22 protein-coding genes are annotated in these 19786 nt (G+C 45.2%); 6 read left to right on the plus strand and 16 right to left on the minus strand.

Annotated features, from left to right (window positions below):
* Positions 1-219 precede the first annotated feature (219 nt).
* The gene (locus ACXAGP_RS18680; RefSeq protein WP_475263102.1) at positions 220-1185 is read left to right on the plus strand and encodes a hypothetical protein; all 966 of its coding nucleotides are present in this window, start codon (positions 220-222) and stop codon (positions 1183-1185) included.
* A gap of 13 nt (positions 1186-1198) precedes the next feature.
* Here ACXAGP_RS18680 and flgL read toward each other — a convergent pair whose 3' ends face one another.
* The 13 genes from flgL to ACXAGP_RS18745 all read right to left on the minus strand — a co-directional run bounded on the left by flgL (position 1199) and on the right by ACXAGP_RS18745 (position 14286).
* A complete protein-coding gene (gene flgL, locus ACXAGP_RS18685) occupies positions 1199-2407 on the minus strand; it encodes a flagellar hook-associated protein FlgL (protein WP_475263103.1) in 1209 nt (402 codons plus the stop codon).
* Between the two features lie 40 nt (positions 2408-2447).
* Positions 2448-4568: a flagellar hook-associated protein FlgK gene (flgK, locus tag ACXAGP_RS18690; protein ID WP_475263105.1), complete on the minus strand. Its 2121-nt coding sequence runs from the start codon at positions 4566-4568 to the stop codon at positions 2448-2450.
* Positions 4565-5548 carry a flagellar assembly peptidoglycan hydrolase FlgJ gene (gene flgJ, locus ACXAGP_RS18695; protein ID WP_475263107.1) on the minus strand — a complete coding sequence of 328 codons (984 nt, stop codon included), beginning with the start codon at positions 5546-5548 and terminating at the stop codon, positions 4565-4567. The genes flgK and flgJ overlap by 4 nt, the downstream gene beginning before the upstream one ends.
* A 9-nt stretch (positions 5549-5557) precedes the next feature.
* On the minus strand, positions 5558-6670 hold the full coding sequence (locus tag ACXAGP_RS18700) for a flagellar basal body P-ring protein FlgI (protein WP_475263109.1): 1113 nt from the start codon (positions 6668-6670) through the stop codon (positions 5558-5560).
* A 35-nt stretch (positions 6671-6705) separates the two neighbouring features.
* Positions 6706-7401, minus strand: coding sequence for a flagellar basal body L-ring protein FlgH (flgH, locus tag ACXAGP_RS18705; protein ID WP_475263111.1), 696 nt, complete (start codon positions 7399-7401; stop codon positions 6706-6708).
* A 12-nt stretch (positions 7402-7413) separates the two neighbouring features.
* Complete coding sequence (gene flgG / locus ACXAGP_RS18710) at positions 7414-8202, minus strand: flagellar basal-body rod protein FlgG (RefSeq protein ID WP_338293912.1); 789 nt, start codon at positions 8200-8202, stop codon at positions 7414-7416.
* 63 nt (positions 8203-8265) lie between these two features.
* Positions 8266-9009 carry a flagellar basal body rod protein FlgF gene (locus ACXAGP_RS18715; RefSeq protein WP_475263113.1) on the minus strand — a complete coding sequence of 248 codons (744 nt, stop codon included), beginning with the start codon at positions 9007-9009 and terminating at the stop codon, positions 8266-8268.
* A gap of 141 nt (positions 9010-9150) precedes the next feature.
* Positions 9151-10590 carry a flagellar hook protein FlgE gene (flgE, locus tag ACXAGP_RS18720; protein ID WP_475263114.1) on the minus strand — a complete coding sequence of 480 codons (1440 nt, stop codon included), beginning with the start codon at positions 10588-10590 and terminating at the stop codon, positions 9151-9153.
* An 18-nt stretch (positions 10591-10608) separates the two neighbouring features.
* The gene (locus ACXAGP_RS18725; protein WP_475263116.1) at positions 10609-11535 is read right to left on the minus strand and encodes a FlgD immunoglobulin-like domain containing protein; all 927 of its coding nucleotides are present in this window, start codon (positions 11533-11535) and stop codon (positions 10609-10611) included.
* A 9-nt stretch (positions 11536-11544) separates the two neighbouring features.
* Positions 11545-11970: a flagellar basal body rod protein FlgC gene (gene flgC, locus ACXAGP_RS18730; protein WP_475263118.1), complete on the minus strand. Its 426-nt coding sequence runs from the start codon at positions 11968-11970 to the stop codon at positions 11545-11547.
* The gene (gene flgB / locus ACXAGP_RS18735) at positions 11970-12371 is read right to left on the minus strand and encodes a flagellar basal body rod protein FlgB (protein ID WP_475263119.1); all 402 of its coding nucleotides are present in this window, start codon (positions 12369-12371) and stop codon (positions 11970-11972) included. Before flgB ends, flgC begins: the two co-directional genes overlap by 1 nt.
* A gap of 148 nt (positions 12372-12519) precedes the next feature.
* Positions 12520-13344: a CheR family methyltransferase gene (locus tag ACXAGP_RS18740; protein WP_475263120.1), complete on the minus strand. Its 825-nt coding sequence runs from the start codon at positions 13342-13344 to the stop codon at positions 12520-12522.
* Positions 13345-13347: 3 nt separating this feature from the next.
* Positions 13348-14286 carry a chemotaxis protein CheV gene (locus tag ACXAGP_RS18745; protein ID WP_475263121.1) on the minus strand — a complete coding sequence of 313 codons (939 nt, stop codon included), beginning with the start codon at positions 14284-14286 and terminating at the stop codon, positions 13348-13350.
* A 156-nt stretch (positions 14287-14442) separates the two neighbouring features.
* Here ACXAGP_RS18745 and flgA point away from each other — a divergent pair, with 156 nt between their 5' ends.
* The 3 genes from flgA to flgN all read left to right on the plus strand — a co-directional run bounded on the left by flgA (position 14443) and on the right by flgN (position 16152).
* Positions 14443-15153, plus strand: coding sequence for a flagellar basal body P-ring formation chaperone FlgA (gene flgA, locus ACXAGP_RS18750; protein WP_475263123.1), 711 nt, complete (start codon positions 14443-14445; stop codon positions 15151-15153).
* Between the two features lie 240 nt (positions 15154-15393).
* The gene (flgM, locus tag ACXAGP_RS18755; RefSeq protein WP_338293921.1) at positions 15394-15729 is read left to right on the plus strand and encodes a flagellar biosynthesis anti-sigma factor FlgM; all 336 of its coding nucleotides are present in this window, start codon (positions 15394-15396) and stop codon (positions 15727-15729) included.
* 3 nt (positions 15730-15732) lie between these two features.
* A complete protein-coding gene (flgN, locus tag ACXAGP_RS18760) occupies positions 15733-16152 on the plus strand; it encodes a flagellar export chaperone FlgN (protein WP_475263125.1) in 420 nt (139 codons plus the stop codon).
* A gap of 172 nt (positions 16153-16324) precedes the next feature.
* Here the strand turns inward: flgN and ACXAGP_RS18765 are convergent, their stop codons facing one another.
* Positions 16325-16822: an LPP20 family lipoprotein gene (locus ACXAGP_RS18765; RefSeq protein ID WP_475263126.1), complete on the minus strand. Its 498-nt coding sequence runs from the start codon at positions 16820-16822 to the stop codon at positions 16325-16327.
* A 292-nt stretch (positions 16823-17114) separates the two neighbouring features.
* On the opposite strand from ACXAGP_RS18765, the gene ACXAGP_RS18770 reads away from it, so the two are divergent.
* The gene (locus ACXAGP_RS18770; RefSeq protein ID WP_475263127.1) at positions 17115-18272 is read left to right on the plus strand and encodes a flagella assembly protein FlgT; all 1158 of its coding nucleotides are present in this window, start codon (positions 17115-17117) and stop codon (positions 18270-18272) included.
* A gap of 159 nt (positions 18273-18431) precedes the next feature.
* On the opposite strand, the gene ACXAGP_RS18775 is transcribed toward ACXAGP_RS18770, so the two are convergent.
* Complete coding sequence (locus ACXAGP_RS18775) at positions 18432-18704, minus strand: transcriptional regulator (protein ID WP_475263128.1); 273 nt, start codon at positions 18702-18704, stop codon at positions 18432-18434.
* A gap of 261 nt (positions 18705-18965) precedes the next feature.
* Here ACXAGP_RS18775 and smrA point away from each other — a divergent pair, with 261 nt between their 5' ends.
* Complete coding sequence (gene smrA, locus ACXAGP_RS18780; protein ID WP_475263130.1) at positions 18966-19547, plus strand: DNA endonuclease SmrA; 582 nt, start codon at positions 18966-18968, stop codon at positions 19545-19547.
* A 73-nt stretch (positions 19548-19620) separates the two neighbouring features.
* Here smrA and ACXAGP_RS18785 read toward each other — a convergent pair whose 3' ends face one another.
* Positions 19621-19779 carry a hypothetical protein gene (locus tag ACXAGP_RS18785; protein ID WP_475263131.1) on the minus strand — a complete coding sequence of 53 codons (159 nt, stop codon included), beginning with the start codon at positions 19777-19779 and terminating at the stop codon, positions 19621-19623.
* Positions 19780-19786: the final 7 nt, after the last annotated feature.

Below are 19786 nucleotides of genomic sequence, written 5' to 3' on the forward strand. Positions count from 1 at the left end.
TTTTATTAAGTGATTGTCACTGGCTCTCTCACTTAGGGTTATCGTTATTTCAAAAAAAACCTTGAAGGTTTTTTGAGCTTTTTTGAGAAAACCAATAAAAACAGAGGGTTAAATATCAACTTCGAAAAGAATAAGAGAAATTCCGGCTACGACTTTAGTCGTAAAAATCACAGGATAGGGTAGGATAAACAGCAATGCGCTTTAAAAATGAAACCAAAAATGATGCAGTTTAAAATAAAAAAAATAGCAGGTTCAGCAGCCCATAGTGCCTTTACAGACCTCTGCTTATGGAACGGGTATCTTTACTGTTGTTTTCGCGAGGCTACAAATCATATCAGTAACGATGGACGTATATGTATTCTGCAACTGGACTTAAGTGGCGAGCTCCTGAACAAAACTTGGGTAACAGAAGCAAAATCAGATTTAAGAGATCCAAAACTGACCGTCACGCCTGACAATCAGTTAATGTTGTTGGTTTACCAAAGAAGATTTCACACTGAGGATAAAACCGAATACTGCAAACCTGCTATTTATCTGTCGAATTCAGGAAAGAGCTGGTCTTCTAAACGCCAAATCGGGCATAACCATTGGTGGCTTTGGCGCCTTCGTTGGCACTCAATACAACACCAAACATGCGCGCAACCAGAGCAAAAAGCTTACGGCTTTGCCTACAATCGAGGGGCCAATCGCATCCAACTCTATAGCGGCGATCCACGAAGCAATCTTCATATCCACAATAATGAAGCCCTGAGTCTGGCGAAACACAACTTGGGTTATCCCAATGAAAGCGACATTGTTTTTATTGGCAAAACCGCGTTTGCCATTGTTCGCAGAGACACTGACAGTTGCAGCGCACAACTAGGGAAATCAAGGTGGCCATTTAACAACTGGCAATGGACCGATCTAGGGGCTTACATAGGCGGACCTTGTATGATTTTCAAAGACAAAGATTCTTGCTGGGTCGCCGGCAGGATCTGGAAGGATCAGCAGTTTAACACGGCGCTTTTTAACCTGGACTTAAACACTCAACAACTCAAATTGATGGCCCGCCTTCCATCAGGCGGAGACAATAGCTATCCGGGTCTGGTTCAACACAAAAATACACTTTATCTGAGCTATTATTCCAGTCACTTGGACAACAAAAGCCAGATATACCTGGCGCAATTTGATATCAGTGGGCTTTAAATGTAGTCAGAGATTATATGTAGTCAAACAAGGATAGGTTAGTAACCCGCCCAAAAGTTTGTTGCGCTGCCTGAAGTGCAGTTTCTTGTTTGCTTAACTCTGATATCGCCTCGGCATAATCCACATCTTCTATTTGTGAGCGGGCATCTTTATTGGCTATTTCCAGATCCAGGTTAGATTCATAAACCGACTCTGCGATATTGATGCGTCCGCCGATAGAAGAAACCGTATTTGAAACCTGCTTCATACCGTTATCCAGTCCCACGAGCGCATCACTTATGGCTTCTTGTAACGCATCGCCGGTTACCGAAGAATCATTCAGGGCCGTCACAATTTCATCCAATGTCACCGCCAGATTTTTCTTCTCTGGTTGCGATAAGGTAAATTCAATCGTGTCGCCAGCACCGCCTGTCATGGTGAACTCCACACCTTGGAAGATAAACGGCTCACCGGAAGTAAAATTAACCGTCGTTGCATCAGGATCATCAAAAGTAATTTGAGTTCCTGCACCATTTACCGTTCCGGTGAAAACGTTATTTGCAGCTGTCACGGCGTCATAATTGGCCTTGTGGAAGCTATCAAATGCGTTTTGTTGGCTGATATTGATGGTGGCAGTACCAGTTCCTCCGGTAACCGTACCATCAAGACGAGCCAGTACATTTTCAAATACATCTTTACCTGAGTCGCCATTTGCCACAGTGACATTATTGGAGAGTTGAATCTTATTTTGCCCATCGTCTCCTTGAAATACGTAGCGATTTCCCGTCGCAGTTGAATCAAAGGTAAAGGCAGGAGAATCAGCCTGATTGCCAGCAAAGATATAATTACCATCAGCGTCCTGGCTATTCATCAGATCAAAAATTTCGTCGCGAATTTGCTCAAGCTCACTGGCAATCGCAACCCGGTCCTCATCGCTATTAATGCCGTTTCCCGCTTGCAACACTAAAGTACGCGCCCGGTTTGAAGAGCTGGTAATATTGCTCAAAACAGCCTCTTCTTGTGAGAGGGAGTTCTGCAATAAGGTATTGTTACGGTTGTATTGAGTGATCTGGTCCAGTTCTTCTGTAAGTCGCAAAACACTTGCTGCTCCGACGGGATCATCAGAAGGTGTAATTACCTTTTTGCCGGTGGAAAGTTGTAGTTGGGTTTCAGACAAGCCAATCTGGTTATCAATAACGCCATTGATTGCCCGGTCGAAAATCTGGTTATTTGAGATCCTCATTACAACCCCCTCACAGCAATAAACTGCCTGACTTTATTCATTAACTGACTGCACCCAATATTGTCTGGAATAGACTCTGTGCCGTGGTTAAAACCCTGGCTGACGCGGCGTAAGCTTGCTGAAAACGGATCAAGTCAGACGCTTCCTCATCTAAGTTTACACCAGAAACCGAATCTACCCATTCTTTTGACTGTCTTTCCATTGCAACCGCCGCTTCATATTCCACTTGAGCGCTCGCAGTTTTTGAGCCGACTTCAGTAACAATGCCTGCGTAGGCCTCATGGAAGGTTATTTGGGTACTATTGCCATCGTTACCCCGCAACATTAAGTCTTCTTCTTGTAAACCCGCAAGCTCCAGACCATTGCTGTTGTCGTTAAAACCATCGGTGTTATAAGCAATATTAAAGGTGTCTCCTGCTTGCGGAACCCCCTCAATGCTTAAATCATATCCGGGATAATCATCTTGTCCCGTAAAGCCTGCATCCCACGGTACCGCTGCGGCTTGTGCTAGAAGATTTTCAAGGGAAGTAGCGCCATTGACCGTTGCCAACACTGTACCTGCTGAGTCTTGTACTTCAAAGCTATCTGCTGCAGTAAAGACAATGGTAGTTGGTGCACCATCACCACCAGTATGGGGCGACGCGCCCGGACCTTGAATGCCCCCTGCACCATCAAAAGCGGAACCTTCAGTGCCAGCACTAACCTCTGTATTTGTTACTGTGATAGATGAAACTGAGGCCGTTCCCAGATTATTGAGTTCAGATTCCACTCGAATGGGAGACGCTAAAGCCAAATCTTCAGGGCGGTTAGTGGCCATTGCGATAGCACCAGCTGCTTCTTTAGCTGGTTGGATTAGGAATTGATCATCATCCGCATAAGCTGTACCGTCGGGGAATTGGATTTCAATATCACCACCGATATTTCCAGCAGGAATAGTTATATAGCCGCCACCAGAAATATCCACTCCCGTTAAAGATTGTGTGATAGCGGTACCTGTACTATCGGTAACTGGACTCCCATCAGGATTGAGCAAAGCAATATCAAAATCGATGCTAGTGGTGCCTCCACCACCTGTTATCGTTATCTGGTAATCCGCCGAAGTGATCTCGACTCCCCCACCATCAGGTACTCTGGCATTGACAGAACCGGTCCCGGTATTATCGTCATATGTTAGAGCACCGAACTCGGGCGTGGTAAAAAGGTCGGTACCCAATTCGTTATCCAGATCCAGTCCAAGCTTGTTCTGCTCGTTCATCGCATCCGTAATGGCTAAAGCAATTTGACCAAGCTCACGAATATTAGGCTCTAATACGTCGTCTCGGTAACGGATCAAACCGCCAATTTCACCACCAATATCGTCATCGCTAAGGGGAATACTGACATTACTGTTGTCAGCAGCTTCCAAGGTTAAATCCTTATAGGTTGGATCCGGATTGCCATTCTCACTAAAAACGTTAAATGAACCATCTTCCAGCACGAGTGCCTGTCCAGAGCCCATAAAAACTAGAGTTGATCCATCTGTACGTTCTTGTGTGCTTATCTCTACTAACTCAGACAATTCCACAATAGCCTGATCACGCTGGTTCTTGACTGACTCCGATCCCGATGTTTGTGGTGCAAACTGAGTGGACTTGATTTGGGTATTCAAATCTGCGATCTGCTGGATAAGGTCATTGGCTTGCTCTAGCTTGTCATCCAGTTCTTCATTTACAACTTCAACACTGGTTTCAAGATAACCATCAATATTGTTGAAACGCTTCACCATGGCTTCCGCCTCAGCAATGACGATCTCTCTGGACGCAATGTTATTGGGATCATCGGTAGCGGTTTGTAAAGCTGAAAAATATCGACTCATGCCTTCTGCGGCACTAATCGCCTCACTGGCAAAAATATTGTCAAGCTGATTTAGTTTGTCTAAATACTGACTGCTTTCACCAAGCTCTGATGTATCACGAATATATTGCTCTTGAGCAAACTTATCGACAACGCGCTCAACGTTGCCAAGTAGTACGCCGCCAACATCTTGCTCTTCTAATGTACCCCGTTGTCGCACGTAGCCGTCGGTGTTCACATTGGCAATGTTATTGGCAGTGGTGTTGAGTAAACCCTGCTGAGCATTCAGGCCCGAGGTGGCAATAGTAAAAATATCCGTTTGGATCATAACGCAGACCTCATAGAGTTAATCTCAATGCTATCGCCACGCAGACGCTCGCTTTTATACACCGACATTACTTTATCGGCATACGCAGGGTCAGTTGCATAGCCTGATTTTTGTAATTCATTAAAATAGGTAGCCGGATCGTCCGCCTTTTCCAGTGCCTGTTGATATCGAGGACTGGATTTCAGGAAATCGACATAGTCATGCATCGACTCTTCAAATGAGCCATAAGCACGAAAAGCCGCTTTAGTTTTTTGTGCTGCGCCACCTTCAAACTCCAGGGTATCCACATAGTTTTTATCACCTTGCCAGCCACGACTTGCCTTAACGCCAAACAGGTTGTGAGAATTCTGACCGTCACCCGAATGGATCAAGTATTGCCCCCACCCTGTTTCCACTGCTGCTTGAGCTACCATCGCTTTGGGATCTAAACCAATTTTTTCTGCTACCTGTTCTGCAATCGGCATTAAATTACTGACAAACTCTTCGGGTGATTCAAAACCCGGACGTTTTTGCGGTGCAGCCGGACTCATCTGCATCGGCTCAGCAAGCATACTGCGTTGTGCCATGCTCACTTTGGCGCGACTGAAATCGTTTATCGTAGAAAGGTTACCATCATTGCGCAGCAAATTTGCCGGCATCACGTTACTGCTTTGAGGGTCTAACTGTTGCACTATCACCTCAGCTAACCCCACGCTGCCGGAAGCCGACATATTGGTGGCCAACTGTTGATCGTGCATATCACGGTAAAATTTTACCTCTTGAGAATTAAAGGGACTATTTTCGTCGGCTAACACATCTTCTGCAGCACGCATGGATTTGAGCATCATCTGTACGAAAATCGCTTCAAAGTGTTTAGCCGTTTCTTCCAGTGCCTGTTTGTCATTCTTCTGGGCCCCCTGACGCAGCGCATCCAGGCTCTGCACATCATAGGCATTGCGAGCCTGCTGCATCTGGGTTTGAACGTGATTCATGGAGTCCATAATTCACCCCTAAATAATAACCAGCTCACCCTGGAGGGCACCAGCTTCACGCAAGGCTTCCAGAATCGCCATTAAATCACCAGGGGCCGCACCCACTTCATTGACGGCACGCACAAGGTTGTCCAGACTGACGCCCGGATCAAACTTAAACATCCGGGTATCGTCCAGGTTTACATCCACAATGGATTGTTGGGTAACTGTGGTATCCCCTTCGGCAAATTGATTTGGCTGAGACACAGTCTGGGTTTCAGCAATAGTTACTGTCAGCCCACCATGAGTGATGGCGGCAGGTTTTAGACGCACATCTTCGCCAATAACAATGGTTCCGGTACGACTATTAATCACTATGCGCGCTGGCGCATCGGCAGGTTCAAATTCAAAATTTTCGATGGTTGCTAAAAATCCGACACGTGCCCCGACATCTCTTGGAGCAGATACCCGCACCGAGGCGGCATCAATAGGTGTAGCAATCACATAGCCTTTATCGGGATCAGCACCTAAGCGGGCATTGATGGTATCCGCGAGGGTTTTGGCTGTAGAAAAGTCAGGATAATTCAAGTTGAGCGTTAAATAGTCACCATTCATCAGGCCGCTAGGTACAGAGCGTTCCACTACGGCTCCATTGGGAATACGTCCCACTGTCGGGGTATTGGAAATAATACGAGAACCATCAGCGCCTTCAGCGCCAAAACCACTCACCACTAAACTGCCTTGTGCGACGGCGTAGACTTTACCATCCATACCTTTTAAGAAGGTTTGCATTAGCGTGCCGCCACGTAAACTTTCAGACTCGCCAATAGAAGATACAGTAATGTCAATTTTTTGACCGGGCTTGGCAAACGCTGGTAAATCAGCATGTACGGCCACAGCGGCAACGTTGGAAATCTTAGGGCTAACATTACTGGCCAGAGCAATGCCGAAGTTGGATAACATGGCGCGGAAACTTTGTTCCGTAAACGGGCTCTGTTCTCCAGTGCCCGGCAAACCGACCACCAAACCGTAGCCGATAAGCTGGTTGCTTCTGACGCCAGAGATAGAAACAGCATCTTTAATCTTTTGCGCATAACTAACACTGCTCATCAGCACTGCCGTTAATACTACAAAGAATTTCAATAATTTCATGATGTCGCTCCTCACTCGCCTCAATACGTCAAAAATTAAAAGGGCCACCACGTAGATGCAAAGAACTTGCCAAGCCATCCTTGTTGCTGCACCTGTGAGAAACTACCTGTGCCACTGTACTGAATACGGGCATTGGCGATTTTAGAAGAAAGCACTTCATTGGCAGGATTTATATCTGCGGGACGAACGATACCGGTCAGACGAATGTACTCATCACCGTTATTCAGCGTTAACCACTTCTCACCACGAATAATCAAGTTGTTGTTAGGCATTACCTGAACCACGGTGACAGAAATGTTTCCTGTGAGATTATTACTCTGATTCGCTGAGGCATCTCCCTCAAAATCGTTACTGGCACCTAAATCAAGCTGAAAATCACCACCCAAACCTAAATTGAGGTTGCCACCGCCGGGTCCAACAATGGGATCAAAATCAACTTCTGATTCGCGTTCAAGCGTTGTACTGGCAGATTTGGTTGCGGACGTATTTTCACGCAAGATGACGGTAATAATATCGCCAATCCTGCGTCCTTTTGCGTCCGAATACAGACTATTGGCATGCATGGCGTTAAAGATAGAACCATCATTGGAAACCTGCTCAACGGGCATTTCTGGTACCACTGGCGCAAAAAAGGGGTCATTCGGGCGAGGATCCACCTGAACCGTAGACTGACATGCCGTCAGCAACACAAAGGAAGAAACAACAGAAAGTTTTGTGATTAGCTTATTCATACTACACCATCATTAAAGTTGCTGAATAACCTGGCCAAGCATCTGATCCACAGCTGAAATAACTTTAGAGTTCATTTCATACAAACGTTGGCTTTCGATCAGATTTACCAGTTCTTCTGTAACATTCACATTTGAGGTTTCAAGCGAGCCTTGTTGAATCGTGCCCAAGCCATCTAACCCCGGAACCCCCTGGATAGGTGCGCCGCTAGCCGCCGTTTCCACATACAAGTTTTGTCCGATGGGCTGCAAACCTGTGGCATTAACAAAATCGGAAATATTAAGCTGACCGATGATAGTTGGTGCCGCCTGACCTCGCACCTGAACGGAAACTTCACCGTCTTGTGAAATCGTGATCTGCTGCGCATCTTCAGGAACGGTAATAGCTGGTTGCAATTGGAAACCGGCACCCGGTGTCACGATTTGCCCGGTATCATCCAGGGTAAACTGACCATTTCGGGTATAAGCTATGGAGCCATCGGGTTGCAAAATCTCGAAAAAGCCACGGCCCTGAATTGACATATCCAGAGAGTTTTCAGTGGTTAACATATTGCCCTGAGTGTGTGCCTTTTGCGTTGCTACCACTTTACTCCCTGCGCCCACCATCAAACCTGATGGCAACTCGGTATCCGCTGATGAACGACCACCTGGCTGGTTGATATTCTGGTAGAGCAGATCTTCAAATATCGCCCGATCTTTTTTAAATCCAACCGTGCTGGCATTGGCCAGGTTGTTGGAAATTACCGACACATCGGTTTGCGCCGCATCGAGTCCTGTTTTACTAATCCATAATGCCGGGTGCATAAGCCACCTCCTCATTGCCAGGAAACAAAAGTGTTTCCGTGATTAATTGTTTTAATTTAGTCATTACATGATCATCATTAAACGAGTGCCACGCTGATCGATTTCTTCCGCCTTTTTCATAAACTTCACCTGCATTTCGTAATGACGCTGAGACTGAATAATGCCCATCATCTCTTCGATAGGGTTAACATTACTCGCCTCTAAAAATCCGGTACGAATGCCCACCGTCAAATCCTGGTCAGCTTGCTCACCATCGGGTAATCGAAACAATCCATCCTCACTGCGCTGCAGATTTTCAAGATCGGGTTTGACCAATTTGATTCGACCCACTGGCTCCAACACATTGGCAGGCGCGCCTTGGGGTCTGACCGAGATAGTGCCATCCTGAGCCACACTCACGTTTGAAAGTGGGATTGGTAAAAAGATAGGACCTGCCTCACCCACAATTTGATTGCCGCGGGTATCCAACAGCTCACCGTTGGTGCCCATTTGCAGGCTGCCGTTACGGGAATAGGCTTCACCGCCGTTTTTGTCGATTACCGCAAACCAACCATTACCTTCAACGGCAATATCCAGGTCGCGATTAGTTTGCACCATGGCTCCGGCGTCGTAGCGATTCGCCGGACTTTCTGTCATGGCAAATACACGTGTCGGCAAACCGTCGCCGAAAGCCGGCATGGCTCGGGCTTGCGCCATCATCGCCTTAAATCCGGTGGTTTGGGCATTTGCCAGGTTGTTGGCTCGAACCGCACTCGATAACAGGTCCTGAGAGGCACCTGATGCGGCAATATAAAGCATTTTATCCATGACGGTAATTTGACCTGTTATTTACTTAACAGTATCAAAGCATTAATCATGCCAAAAACGATTTTGGAGTAGTGCAGAGCGAAATGGAAGGTGGTTACAAAAAGGGCCACGTTATGTGGCCCTTTATTATTGACGTTAAGATTATCTGATACCCAAGATTGTCTGGTTCAGGGCATTGTTTATTTCCAAGGCTCGTGAGTTGGCCTGGAAGTTCCGCTGCGCGATGATCATATCAATCAGCTCAGTAGTCAGGTTTACATTGGATTGCTCCAGAGCTGAGGAGTTGATATCACCAAAGGTACCCGTGGTGGCCTCACCCGCTAGCGCTTCGCCGGACAAAATACTCTCTTTCCAGGAGGCATTACCATTTTGGGTTAAACCTTGCTCGTTAGAAAAACGCGCCAAAGCGATACGGCTAATAGGCTCTGAGGTACCGTTGGAGAACGTTGCTCTAACCAGACCATCCGGGCCGATATCAATACCCGTTAAACGCCCTACAGGTAAACCATCCTGTTCTAACGATGTCACCTCAAAGTTTGAGGCAAACTGCGTGGGTTCATCATCACCGATGCCATTGGTATCCAGATTAAAGTTGATGGCCAATGTTTGGGCTGTATCGGCACCTGAAGTCAATCCTGTTAACGGAATAGTTGTAGGGATGAGTACATCGCCCGCGACCCCCGTAGGCAAAGCGTTACCATCAGCAGACTGGATTTCAGTGAAATCACCGCTGGAGTCAAACACCAGTCGCGTGCCCCAAATACCGGTGTTAGTGGTACCACCGCCAGCGGTCGTGAGGGTATTGCCAAATCCAACGTGGTTTGAACCACCATTGTTTACAGCGGCAGCATCAGCAGGGTCTGTTCCGTCAGAGTTAGTATAATCGTAAAACTCACCATCTACGGAAGTGATCATTAACCACTCATTGGATGCCGCATTGGAATCCTTTATAAAGTAAAAAGTCTGAATATGAGACTCACCTAGGGAATCGTACACTGTAATCGAAGTTGACGCATTGTAAGTTGTTGTGTCATCTGGATCGAAATCATCCGGGTCGATAGCAGCATCACCGGCAGGGAGGTTCATGCGCAGGTCAACCTCGGTTGTGGCTGATGGATTACCAGAAGAATCGGGTATTTGCACTGGCTCTGCGGTACTCAATGCAATTGAAGATGAAGTCCCATCGCTGTTTACCGGAAAACCTAATAAGTTGTCGCCTTGGGAGTTAACCACAAAGTTATCTTCGTCCAGCTTAAACTGGCCAGCACGAGTATAGGTAAAATCCTGAGAGGAAATATCAGGTACGGTAACAAAAAAGCCGTTACCGGTAATGGCTAAATCCAGCGCAGTATTAGTGAACTGTAAGCTGCCCTGACTGAATTGTTGGGCTACTTCCTGGGTTACTACACCGTCGCCGACTTTGGTTCGACCACCGCCTAATAATGAGGATGCAAACACATCTCCAAATTCGGCACGTGACTCTTTGAATCCCACAGTATTTACGTTGGCAATGTTGTTTGCCGTGGTATCCAGGTCTTTTTGAGCGGCAGCGACACCACTCAGGGCTATATTAAATGACATTGCTCGTTCTCCTGCTAATTAGCTTACGTTTATTATGTCGGTGAGGCGGATGCTTTCATCGCCTACCAAATTGAGTACAACACCTTCATTACCTGCGCCTGCCAAACTGACACTCTCTACGCGACGGTTAATGCCAAAGGGAATTGACTCTGTCTGGCCATTGATTTCACCTTCGATTTTGATGTTATAAGATCCAGGCGGCAGGATATTCCCAGCATCATCCGTGCCATCCCAGCCAAATTCGATATTACCGGCTTGCTGACTGCCCACATCAATGGTACGCAGCACCTGACCAATATCGTCTTCGATAATAATCTTCATGTCTTTGACATTTTGCGCAGCCACGGCAGTACCGGTAACCTGAGCGTTCATCTGTACGTTCAGTTCGGTATTCAGGCCGTCAATGGTGCCTGTTGCCTGCACCTTATACTTACCGGCCGGCAAATGATTGCCGTCGGCATCAGTACCATCCCAGCCAAAAGAAATGGCACCAGCATCGTGATTACCAGCGTCCATTTCACGAACCACCTCGCCATACTCATTTAGTACTTGAATTTGCATATCTTCAACCGGTGCATCGGCTATGATGTAGCCACTCACACCACCCTCTTGCCAGGTGTTGCCCACGCTGCTTTCCGTCAATACGGTTTGACCGATGAGGCTGGTTGCTTGCAGTGCCTGGTTTGAATTCATGGATGAAGCAAATTCATCAAACTTATCGTTCAGCTGGGACAGACTATCCGCCATGGTAAAGCTGGTCATCTGCGCCACCATCTGGTCGTTGTCCACCGGTTTGGTGGGGTCCTGCATGGCAAGTTGCTCAGTGAGTAAGGAGAAAAAATCTTCCTGGGTTAACTGTGAATTGGCATTGGGATCCGCCACCGGTACCCCTTCTTCTTGCCAGTACAGCTGATCGTTTAATAATTTGCTGCCTATTGCGTCCATCTTATTCTCCTATCGGCCTTGGCCTAACATCATCACGCGGCGGAAAATTCGCTTAGTGGTATCAGCCACCTGCACGTTTGCCTCATAGGCTTTTGAAGCTGAGAGCATATCCGCCATGGATTCCACGACATTGACATTAGGCTTAAAGATGTAACCATCTTCATTGGCCATGGGGTGATTGGGGGAGTACTCCATCTGCAGGGGCTTTTGGCTCTCCACAACACCCAACACATTAACTTTGGTGCCCAGCGGTGCCTGGGCATTTGTGGCATTTTTCATTTCTGCGGCAAAAACGGCATGTCGCGCCTTGTAAGTTTCACCGTAGGAAGAACTTACGCTGTTAGCATTTGCCACGTTACTAGCGGTGGTATTCAACCTTACGCCTTCGGCATGCATGCCCGAGGACGCAATGTCCATTACATTAAACAAACTCATTATTGTTGCCCTCCGGTCAGTGCTTTTTTCATGCCTTTAAATTTGCCATCCAGAAATTGAATACTCGCCTGATACCGCAAACCGTTATCCAGGAACGCATTTTTTTCCATCTGTCCTTCAACTGTGTTGCCATCGCCGGTATCCGGCTGGGTTGGAACCCGAAAGGTGACAAGTCGGTCGCTTTGCATTTGCCCTTCTATATGCCCGGATGAGGTGCGATTGAGATGCATACGTTGTTCATACGAAGCGCTTTTCATCGCTTCCTGAAAATTTATGTCTCTGGCTTTGTAGCCGGGTGTATTCTGGTTTGCCAGATTGCCGGCAATAAGCTCCATACGATCCTGTCTCACTGAGACAGCTCGATGATGCAAAGCGGTTAATTTGTCTAAACTGATAGCCATTCTGGCCTCCACAGCGTCAAAAAACTTACAGTGGATTGAAAGCAAGGCATGTGCCAGTTTTGGAAGAAGCAATATATTTTAGATAGAGGGGCTGCGCCGAGAAACGCGAAAGGCCTCTAAATTAGAGGGGTTCGTTGATATAATAAAATTATTTTCGAGTGTAATATAAGCCAGGATTACATCGAATCATATTAAAATCGGAGGATAAGCCAGCCATAGATTCTGACGCACCCAAGAATAAAATGCCGTCTTTATTTAACACAGAGGCAATTTTTTGCAGTATAGCGCTTTTCACTTCTGGTGCGAAATAAATCAAGACATTGCGACAGAACACCATATCAAAACGCCCCAGATTGGCGTAGCTGTCCAGCAAATTGAGCTGTCTGAAGGTAACCATACGCGCAATCTCAGGCTTGATGCGCTTGTTTCCTTCTGGTGTATCGTCGAAAAACTGGCGTTTTCGTTCCTCAGATAATCCTCGCGACAAGGACAATGAATCGTAAGTGGCCACTTTACATTTTTGCAGCATTTCCGTGGACAGATCGGTACCGACAATTTGCACACCGGCAAATCGACTATTCAACTTCTGATATTCAGCTGCAGCCATCGCAATTGAATAGGGCTCTTGCCCTGATGATGCCGCAGCACACCAGATCTTTACCGGCTGTCGACTTTCTGCGAATTTGGGAAACAGCTCTTTGACTAACAGTTCAAAAGGATATCTGTCTCGAAACCACAGTGTTTCATTGGTGGTCATGGCATCAATAGCATCGTCTCTCAAACCCCTATTTCTGCCGTTGATCACATCATTAACCACCTGACTCAGCGAAGGCTCGTCATATTTTCGCATCAAAGGCGCTAAACGACTTCTCACCAAATACTGCTTGTTCGGTCCCAAAACGATACCACAGCAGCGCTCCAGGAATTCACTAAACAGTGTGTAGTCGTCTTCGCTTAATGTTTTATTCACCACAGATTATTTTTCCGCTGACTTGTCCAGCCATTTCTTTACCGCAGTAGCCAGTTCATCTGGGTGGAACTTCGCAATAAAATCATCCGCCCCCACCTTCTTAACCATCGCTTGGTTGAATACACCGCTCAATGAAGTATGCAGCACTACATGTAACTTAGCCAGTTCAGGCGTACTCTTAATCTCTGCCGTTAAGGTATAACCATCCATTTCTGGCATTTCAATATCACTGACGATAACGCCAACTTTGTCGGTTACATCGCCGGTTTCCGAGGCAATTTCTTTCAGTCTTTCAAGCGCTTCTCGGCCATCTTTGGCAGCTTCAATTTCCAGGCCCAATGAGGACAAGGCCTTTTTAACCTGGCTTCTCGCTACCGATGAGTCATCCGCGATGAAAATAATCTTGTCATCCAGACTGGCGTCGTGCTTAGCCAACTCTTCAGCCATGTCTTCGCGCACCACTTCTCGTGCTGGCGCGATTTCATTGAGGATTTTTTCAACATCCAGAATTTCAATTAATTCGCCATCAACTTCTGTGACAGCAGTAAGATAACTGGCCTTACCCGCCCCCTCAGGTGGTGGCAAGATGGCTTCCCAATTGATATTAATAATGCGCTCCACCGAGCCCACTAAAAAACCTTGTACTGAGCGGTTGTATTCCGCGATGACAATAAAGGCATTTTTGATATCTTCAATCTTACGTCCACCTGTTGCCATACTCATATCGATAACCGAGATAGTTTGGCCGCGAATATGGGCAACACCTCTTACCAAGGCATTCAGCTTTGGCATTGAAGTTAAGGGCGGACACTGTAAAACCTCACGTACTTTAAATACGTTAATTCCGTAGCGTTGGCGATTATTGAGTTTGAACAATAATAGCTCAAGGCGGTTTTGCCCCACCAGCTGAGTTCGTTGGTTAACAGAATCTAAAATTCCCGCCATAAAACACCTCTAATTCATCCAAACAGGCACGATACTTGAATAGTACTCTTATGTGGATGCGTGATTATTATTCGCCCACACAGCGTTATTTTTTTGACGCTGTTAAGTTTTTACCAAAATTGCCTTTAAGCATAGCCAAATTGGAAGAAAGTGAACATGAAAAATTTCGCCAACCTCAAGAAAACCTTAAAACTTTCCTTAATTGGTTGGTTTATAACAACCAATATAGCGGCTGCGCAAGAAAAAGATTTAATGCGTAATCTTGTGGAAGAGACCGCAGAGATATTTGTTTATCAAAATGCCGAAGTAGACAACATCAATGATGTACAAATTTCCGTCAGGAGTATTGATGAACGCATCAACATCCCTGCCTGTCCTGTGGATTTGCAAGCCAGCAGTAGTTCGCAATCTTTGCGTCAATCTAACGTAACAGTAAGAGTGAGCTGCCCGAGCAATGGTTGGTTCCATTATTTGAGTGTCAGCGTAACAGAAATGCAAGAAGTCGTTGTACTGGCAGATACGGTCTCCCCGGGTACCTTATTAACCGCCAATAACGTTACTTTAGAAAAAGTAGACAAAAGACGTATAAGAGGCGGCACTTTTGCCGATATAAAAGATGTTGTGGGTGCGCGTTTAAAGCGCCGTTCACGAGATGGCACTACCGTATCTCCGAATATGCTATGCTTTGTTTGTAAAGGCGACGCCATAGTGATAACTGCGAAGCTCAGCGGACTTGAAATAAAAACCAGTGGTGTAGCACTGCAAGATGGCAATATTGGTGATACGATCTCGGTTCAAAATAGACGCTCTAAAAAGCAGCTAGAAGCAGAAGTGGCGAATGTTAACGAGGTTCGAGTCCAGATATAAAATGGAACGAGGTGCGCTGCAACTCGGAGAGGCGCATTAGAAGATTGCCAATGTCGCTGTTAACCTAACAAATATTGGCAAATCATTGATTTTATAAAGACTTTTTTATGGTCTTAATTTAAACTGCGAAAATACAGTTAGCCAGTATAAAAAAAAAGCGCATTTATTGGTTTTTTATTAAAGATTGAAAGGCGTCAGCCGATAAGCTAACTGAGGGTTTAAAAGTATTGGAATTTAATCATGGCTATTAACAATGTAAATGGCACAGGTCAGAAGCCACAGTTGGAGAGTCAACGACTCAATCAACAACAGGCTCAGCAAGGCCAAAGTGCGAATACAGCACAGCAAGCTCAAACCGCTGCTGCTGCCCCTCGCCAGGATTCCGTTTCGCTGACCCAGTCAGCACAACAACTGGCGAACGTGCAGAAAAAAGCAAGCGACGCTCCGGTGAATCAAGATAAAGTTGATAAACTAAAAGCGGCGATTCAGAACGGCTCTTACAAGATTGATGCTGAGCAACTGGCATCCAAAATCTCGAAAGCTGAAACTGAACTGTTTGGCTTATCCAAAGGTTAATTGATGTCAGATTTGACTGCAGCTCTAGAACAACAACTAACGCTACTTCAGGCGTTAGAAGCTAACCTCCAAAAAGAACTGGAGTTGGTGGTTGCTCGCGATGCTGAAAGTCTGCTGACATTGATTGACGAAAAATCGGCATTACTGGAGCAGTTAGCACAAAACGATGTGTCTCTGCAAAAATTAAAAACGCCTGAGAGCGAGCTTTCCGAAGAACAATTCGAATTGGCTCAGCAAGGCAAAGAACTATTGCATAAGTGTCAGCATCAGACTGAAGTAAACGCTGCGGCAGTAGAAAAGAACCAAATAAGACTTCAGCGATTACGCAACGTAATGCTGGCAGCACGAAACAAAGAATCACTTACTTACACCAACAAAGGTAAAACACAGGGCGGCATGTTGGGCTCTGGTGTCAAAGCCTGACGTTTTATTAAAGCTCCCCTAACCGTTGAGCTAAGCACACAATATACCTTACCTATAAACCCCTTTAGCATAAACTCGTTTTACTTTGCACCTCGATAGTACTTGCTCAAAAACGACAAAACCTCTCAAAAGAGAGGTTTTCATGTTGAGTGGAGCGGGAAAACTCAATATATCAATAATAGGTGATTTCTTTTATTTTTCTTGGACGTGCCGTGGAAAGGTAAATATCATACACTTTTTGAAAATCGAGACTCAATTCCGTTGCGTAAACATCCTCACCTACCGGATAGGTTTTAACCACTTCAGCACCTCTGATTACGCCTTCAACCGATGCCTTTAAATCATTGTCCTTGAGCACCAGGTTAGCCAAAGACTGCTGGGTGTCAATTCGCTGCCCATACACTTGCTCGGCCAGTTCTTTGTAAGCATCCAGTTTGGATGCCTTTATGGCCATCAACATTTTGGCTGAGTCTGTTTTGCCCATTTGTGCGCTAACAGGTGCATAACCTACCGCAGTCAGTACAGGATGTTGCTCCGGTTGGACATACTCCCACTCTACTTGCTTATCACTGTAATACATCGCTTCCAGCGATTTACAGCCGGATAGCCCAAGTGTCACTAATCCAACGACAAGTAATTTGTCCATTTTGGAATTGAATTTTGTCTTCATAACCCACCCATCAGTTTGCCTGAATTTTGCATACAATCCGCTTGATAAAAGGATATCTTTATCAGCGCTATATTATTGACGCAATTGATACATCAATAATGTTTAATGCTTTCTAAGCAAGTTGTTTGCCATTTATTCTGATAAATAACAATGATTGATTGAGGTGGTACGTAATGTGCTTGTACCAAAGCAGCTAAAAAAACTGACGCCTTATTGACGGTAATTCACCAATTGCAGCAGATATAAGTGACAAAATATCGCGTCATGGCAAAAGATGTAAATTGAGGTTCTTATGTTCAGACAGATTTTTACTTTGTTGGCACTACTCAGTGTAGCGAGTCTGCCTACGCATGCAGCCTGGTTTGAAGCCAGTGGTCAAGCAGTAATACACAACAACAACAAAGAATTGGCCAGACAACAAGCAACTCATGAAGCGATACGACAAGCCCTTTTGTTTGCAGGTGCTTCGGTGCGCAGTGTTCAGGAAATGACCGACGGGTTGTTACGAGATGAACGGCTTGAAATAAGAGCCTCAGGCGAGGTAGCCAGTGTGGAGTTAATATCCGAGCATTACTACGATGATTTTGTAGAAGTCGCCATAAGAGCGGATATCTTTCCCCAAAGGGATCAGTGCAGTGCGTCTGATTACAAAAAAAATATTGTTACTAGTAAACTCCATGTCAGCGCCTACCGGCAAGCAGCCATAGGTGGTCTCAATGCCCTTGATGGCCCATTGGCTAACGCCATTAAAGAAAGTTTTGAAGTCTATTCCCAACGCGCCACGATCAGTAAAGTAGAGCCTTACACCTTCTTCCCTCAGCCTCAGGACCTTAAAACTCAATCAATGCTGTTAGCCGAACAAGCCAGCGCACAATATGTGTTGATCGGCGACATTGTGGAACTCAGTTTGGATGAAGAACCCCAGACCTACCTGGATGTGGCAAAATTCTGGGATGAGAAACATCCCGGTAGAAACCTGTCGATTCGCTTTATGTTATTAGACGGTACCAAAGGGGATATTCTTTTTGACAAGACTTATCATCGCTCGGCAATTTGGCAATTTGATAAACACCAGAAAGTACAAGCCACAAGCAAAGAGTTTTGGGGATCGCAATTCGGCAAAGCTACTGGCGAAATGCTGCGGGAGTTAACCTCTGAGATTGATGAGCTTATTGCTTGTATGCCTACTTATGGAAGAATAATTGGTATCCACAATAACAGCCTGTCGGTAAACATAGGTAGTAAGCAAGGTGTAAAAAAAGGTGACGAATTAGCGGTTTTTCAGATGCGTCATTTCTTCTCCCCCAATGGTTTATCTCAAACGCAATACAGTATTCATCCGTCAAGAGTTGTGGTGACTGAAGCCTTCTTTAATTCGGCACAATTAAGGGTGGTGGACGGGACTCCATTGGCGAATATTCAACCAAACGATTTTGTGGTGCGCCGCTAACGCTTTTATTGTAATTATGATTGCGTAATAATCTAAACAGTTAATGGTGATTAGTTCATAGCTAAATCAGCGTCCCCATAGTTTAACCGGATAAAACAAGAACCTCCTAAGTTTTAGATCTGCGTTCGAGTCGCGGTGGGGACGCCATTTTTTCTTTGGCTAAATACTTAATTCTTTTTTAATTAATTTGGCAAATTGCTTTTGGGTTTCAATATCTGCTCGTGCACGGCATAAATTCCACCAATTTTTAATCGTATCTAACTCTAATGCCAACATTGATTTTAAATGGCAGTTTTCTACCGCCACCACTTTTTCTCGACTTATGCCCAATTTTTCGGCGATCTGCTTTTGCGTAAAACTACTTTGCAAGCGAAGACTTCTCAAAATATCTGAACGCTCTACATGCAATATATCGGTACTTTTGTTGGCCATATTTACTACTTCCTTAATGCTGCCTTGAATTTGTCATTCTGGTTTTGGCGCTCAATGATAAGCTAGCGCTAATTGTATAGTTTAATTCATGTAAAGTATCGAATATTTACCTATTTAACAATCCCGAATGGTAATTATTTTAACCTGCATTTATTTCTATATAGTCTCTAAGATTTAAAACCATGATGATCTGTAGAAATGTCTTGAAGGTACAAGCTTCGTACATATATTTATATCTGCAGATATTTTTCAGGTTGTATCATGATTGGGAATGAAGATTTCGACGCATTTATGGCGGAAGTGGCTGATGTAAAAACGTTGAAAAATGATGACAAAGTTTTTTTGAAAAAGACAAATGGCAATGAACTGGCAAAGCAACTACGAAGAGAGGCAATCAAGAACGAACAGCGCAATAGCAAAAATTTCCTAACCCTCGCCGACATAGATCCCGTTGCAGTTGAGGATCCTATCCAGTTTAAGCAAGAAGGCGTTCAGGATCTGGTGTATAAGAATCTTCGCCTTGGAAAATACGCCATAGAAAGCTCCTTGAATATGCAACACTTATCATTAGAAGTTGCCCATAGAGAAGTGTTTGATTTCATAACACAAGCCCATGTTCGCGGATTGCGTTGCGTTTTAATGCGCCACGGACTCAGCAAAGATAAAAAACCCTTTTGCGGTTACCTGAAAAGCTACCTGAATGTATGGTTGCAGCAAATGCCAGAAGTTCTAGCATTTCACAGCAGTCAAATGCAACACGGCGGCATTAAAAGCACGTATGTATTGTTGAAAAAGAATAAACAACAAAAAGCAGAAAACAGAGAAAAACACAAACTCAAGTAAAAGCAATTGGTGATATCAGCCACTATCACTAAAAGTAATTTTGCTGTGAGCCTGGCTTTGATGGAGCCTTATTTTATTTTGTTTGAGCCACTTGTATTTGCTCAATAGTAGCAACAGTACCTGACGCATACTCTTTCGAGGAAACGGTGGTACTGATGACAGCGCTTACAATGAGAACCACGACTGTGACGAAAACACCTGCCAGGCCGAAGCCTTTACTGGAACGATTCATAACCCAC

The sequence above is a fragment of the Planctobacterium sp. AWM4_229 genome (assembly GCF_056160305.1).

Excerpts from the sequence above, each read along its gene's own strand:
- ACXAGP_RS18680 (WP_475263102.1), top strand. The coding sequence starts at position 220 with ATGATGCAGTTTAAAATAAAAAAAATAGCAGGTTCAGCAGCCCATAGT.
- flgL (WP_475263103.1), bottom strand. The coding sequence starts at position 2,407 with ATGAGGATCTCAAATAACCAGATTTTCGACCGGGCAATCAATGGCGTT.
- flgK (WP_475263105.1), bottom strand. The coding sequence starts at position 4,568 with ATGATCCAAACGGATATTTTTACTATTGCCACCTCGGGCCTGAATGCT.
- flgJ (WP_475263107.1), bottom strand. The coding sequence starts at position 5,548 with ATGGACTCCATGAATCACGTTCAAACCCAGATGCAGCAGGCTCGCAAT.
- ACXAGP_RS18700 (WP_475263109.1), bottom strand. The coding sequence starts at position 6,670 with ATGAAATTATTGAAATTCTTTGTAGTATTAACGGCAGTGCTGATGAGC.
- flgH (WP_475263111.1), bottom strand. The coding sequence starts at position 7,401 with ATGAATAAGCTAATCACAAAACTTTCTGTTGTTTCTTCCTTTGTGTTG.
- flgG (WP_338293912.1), bottom strand. The coding sequence starts at position 8,202 with ATGCACCCGGCATTATGGATTAGTAAAACAGGACTCGATGCGGCGCAA.
- ACXAGP_RS18715 (WP_475263113.1), bottom strand. The coding sequence starts at position 9,009 with ATGGATAAAATGCTTTATATTGCCGCATCAGGTGCCTCTCAGGACCTG.
- flgE (WP_475263114.1), bottom strand. The coding sequence starts at position 10,590 with ATGTCATTTAATATAGCCCTGAGTGGTGTCGCTGCCGCTCAAAAAGAC.
- ACXAGP_RS18725 (WP_475263116.1), bottom strand. The coding sequence starts at position 11,535 with ATGGACGCAATAGGCAGCAAATTATTAAACGATCAGCTGTACTGGCAA.
- flgC (WP_475263118.1), bottom strand. The coding sequence starts at position 11,970 with ATGAGTTTGTTTAATGTAATGGACATTGCGTCCTCGGGCATGCATGCC.
- flgB (WP_475263119.1), bottom strand. The coding sequence starts at position 12,371 with ATGGCTATCAGTTTAGACAAATTAACCGCTTTGCATCATCGAGCTGTC.
- ACXAGP_RS18745 (WP_475263121.1), bottom strand. The coding sequence starts at position 14,286 with ATGGCGGGAATTTTAGATTCTGTTAACCAACGAACTCAGCTGGTGGGG.
- flgA (WP_475263123.1), top strand. The coding sequence starts at position 14,443 with ATGAAAAATTTCGCCAACCTCAAGAAAACCTTAAAACTTTCCTTAATT.
- flgM (WP_338293921.1), top strand. The coding sequence starts at position 15,394 with ATGGCTATTAACAATGTAAATGGCACAGGTCAGAAGCCACAGTTGGAG.
- flgN (WP_475263125.1), top strand. The coding sequence starts at position 15,733 with ATGTCAGATTTGACTGCAGCTCTAGAACAACAACTAACGCTACTTCAG.
- ACXAGP_RS18765 (WP_475263126.1), bottom strand. The coding sequence starts at position 16,822 with ATGAAGACAAAATTCAATTCCAAAATGGACAAATTACTTGTCGTTGGA.
- ACXAGP_RS18770 (WP_475263127.1), top strand. The coding sequence starts at position 17,115 with ATGTTCAGACAGATTTTTACTTTGTTGGCACTACTCAGTGTAGCGAGT.
- ACXAGP_RS18775 (WP_475263128.1), bottom strand. The coding sequence starts at position 18,704 with ATGGCCAACAAAAGTACCGATATATTGCATGTAGAGCGTTCAGATATT.
- smrA (WP_475263130.1), top strand. The coding sequence starts at position 18,966 with ATGATTGGGAATGAAGATTTCGACGCATTTATGGCGGAAGTGGCTGAT.
- ACXAGP_RS18785 (WP_475263131.1), bottom strand. The coding sequence starts at position 19,779 with ATGAATCGTTCCAGTAAAGGCTTCGGCCTGGCAGGTGTTTTCGTCACA.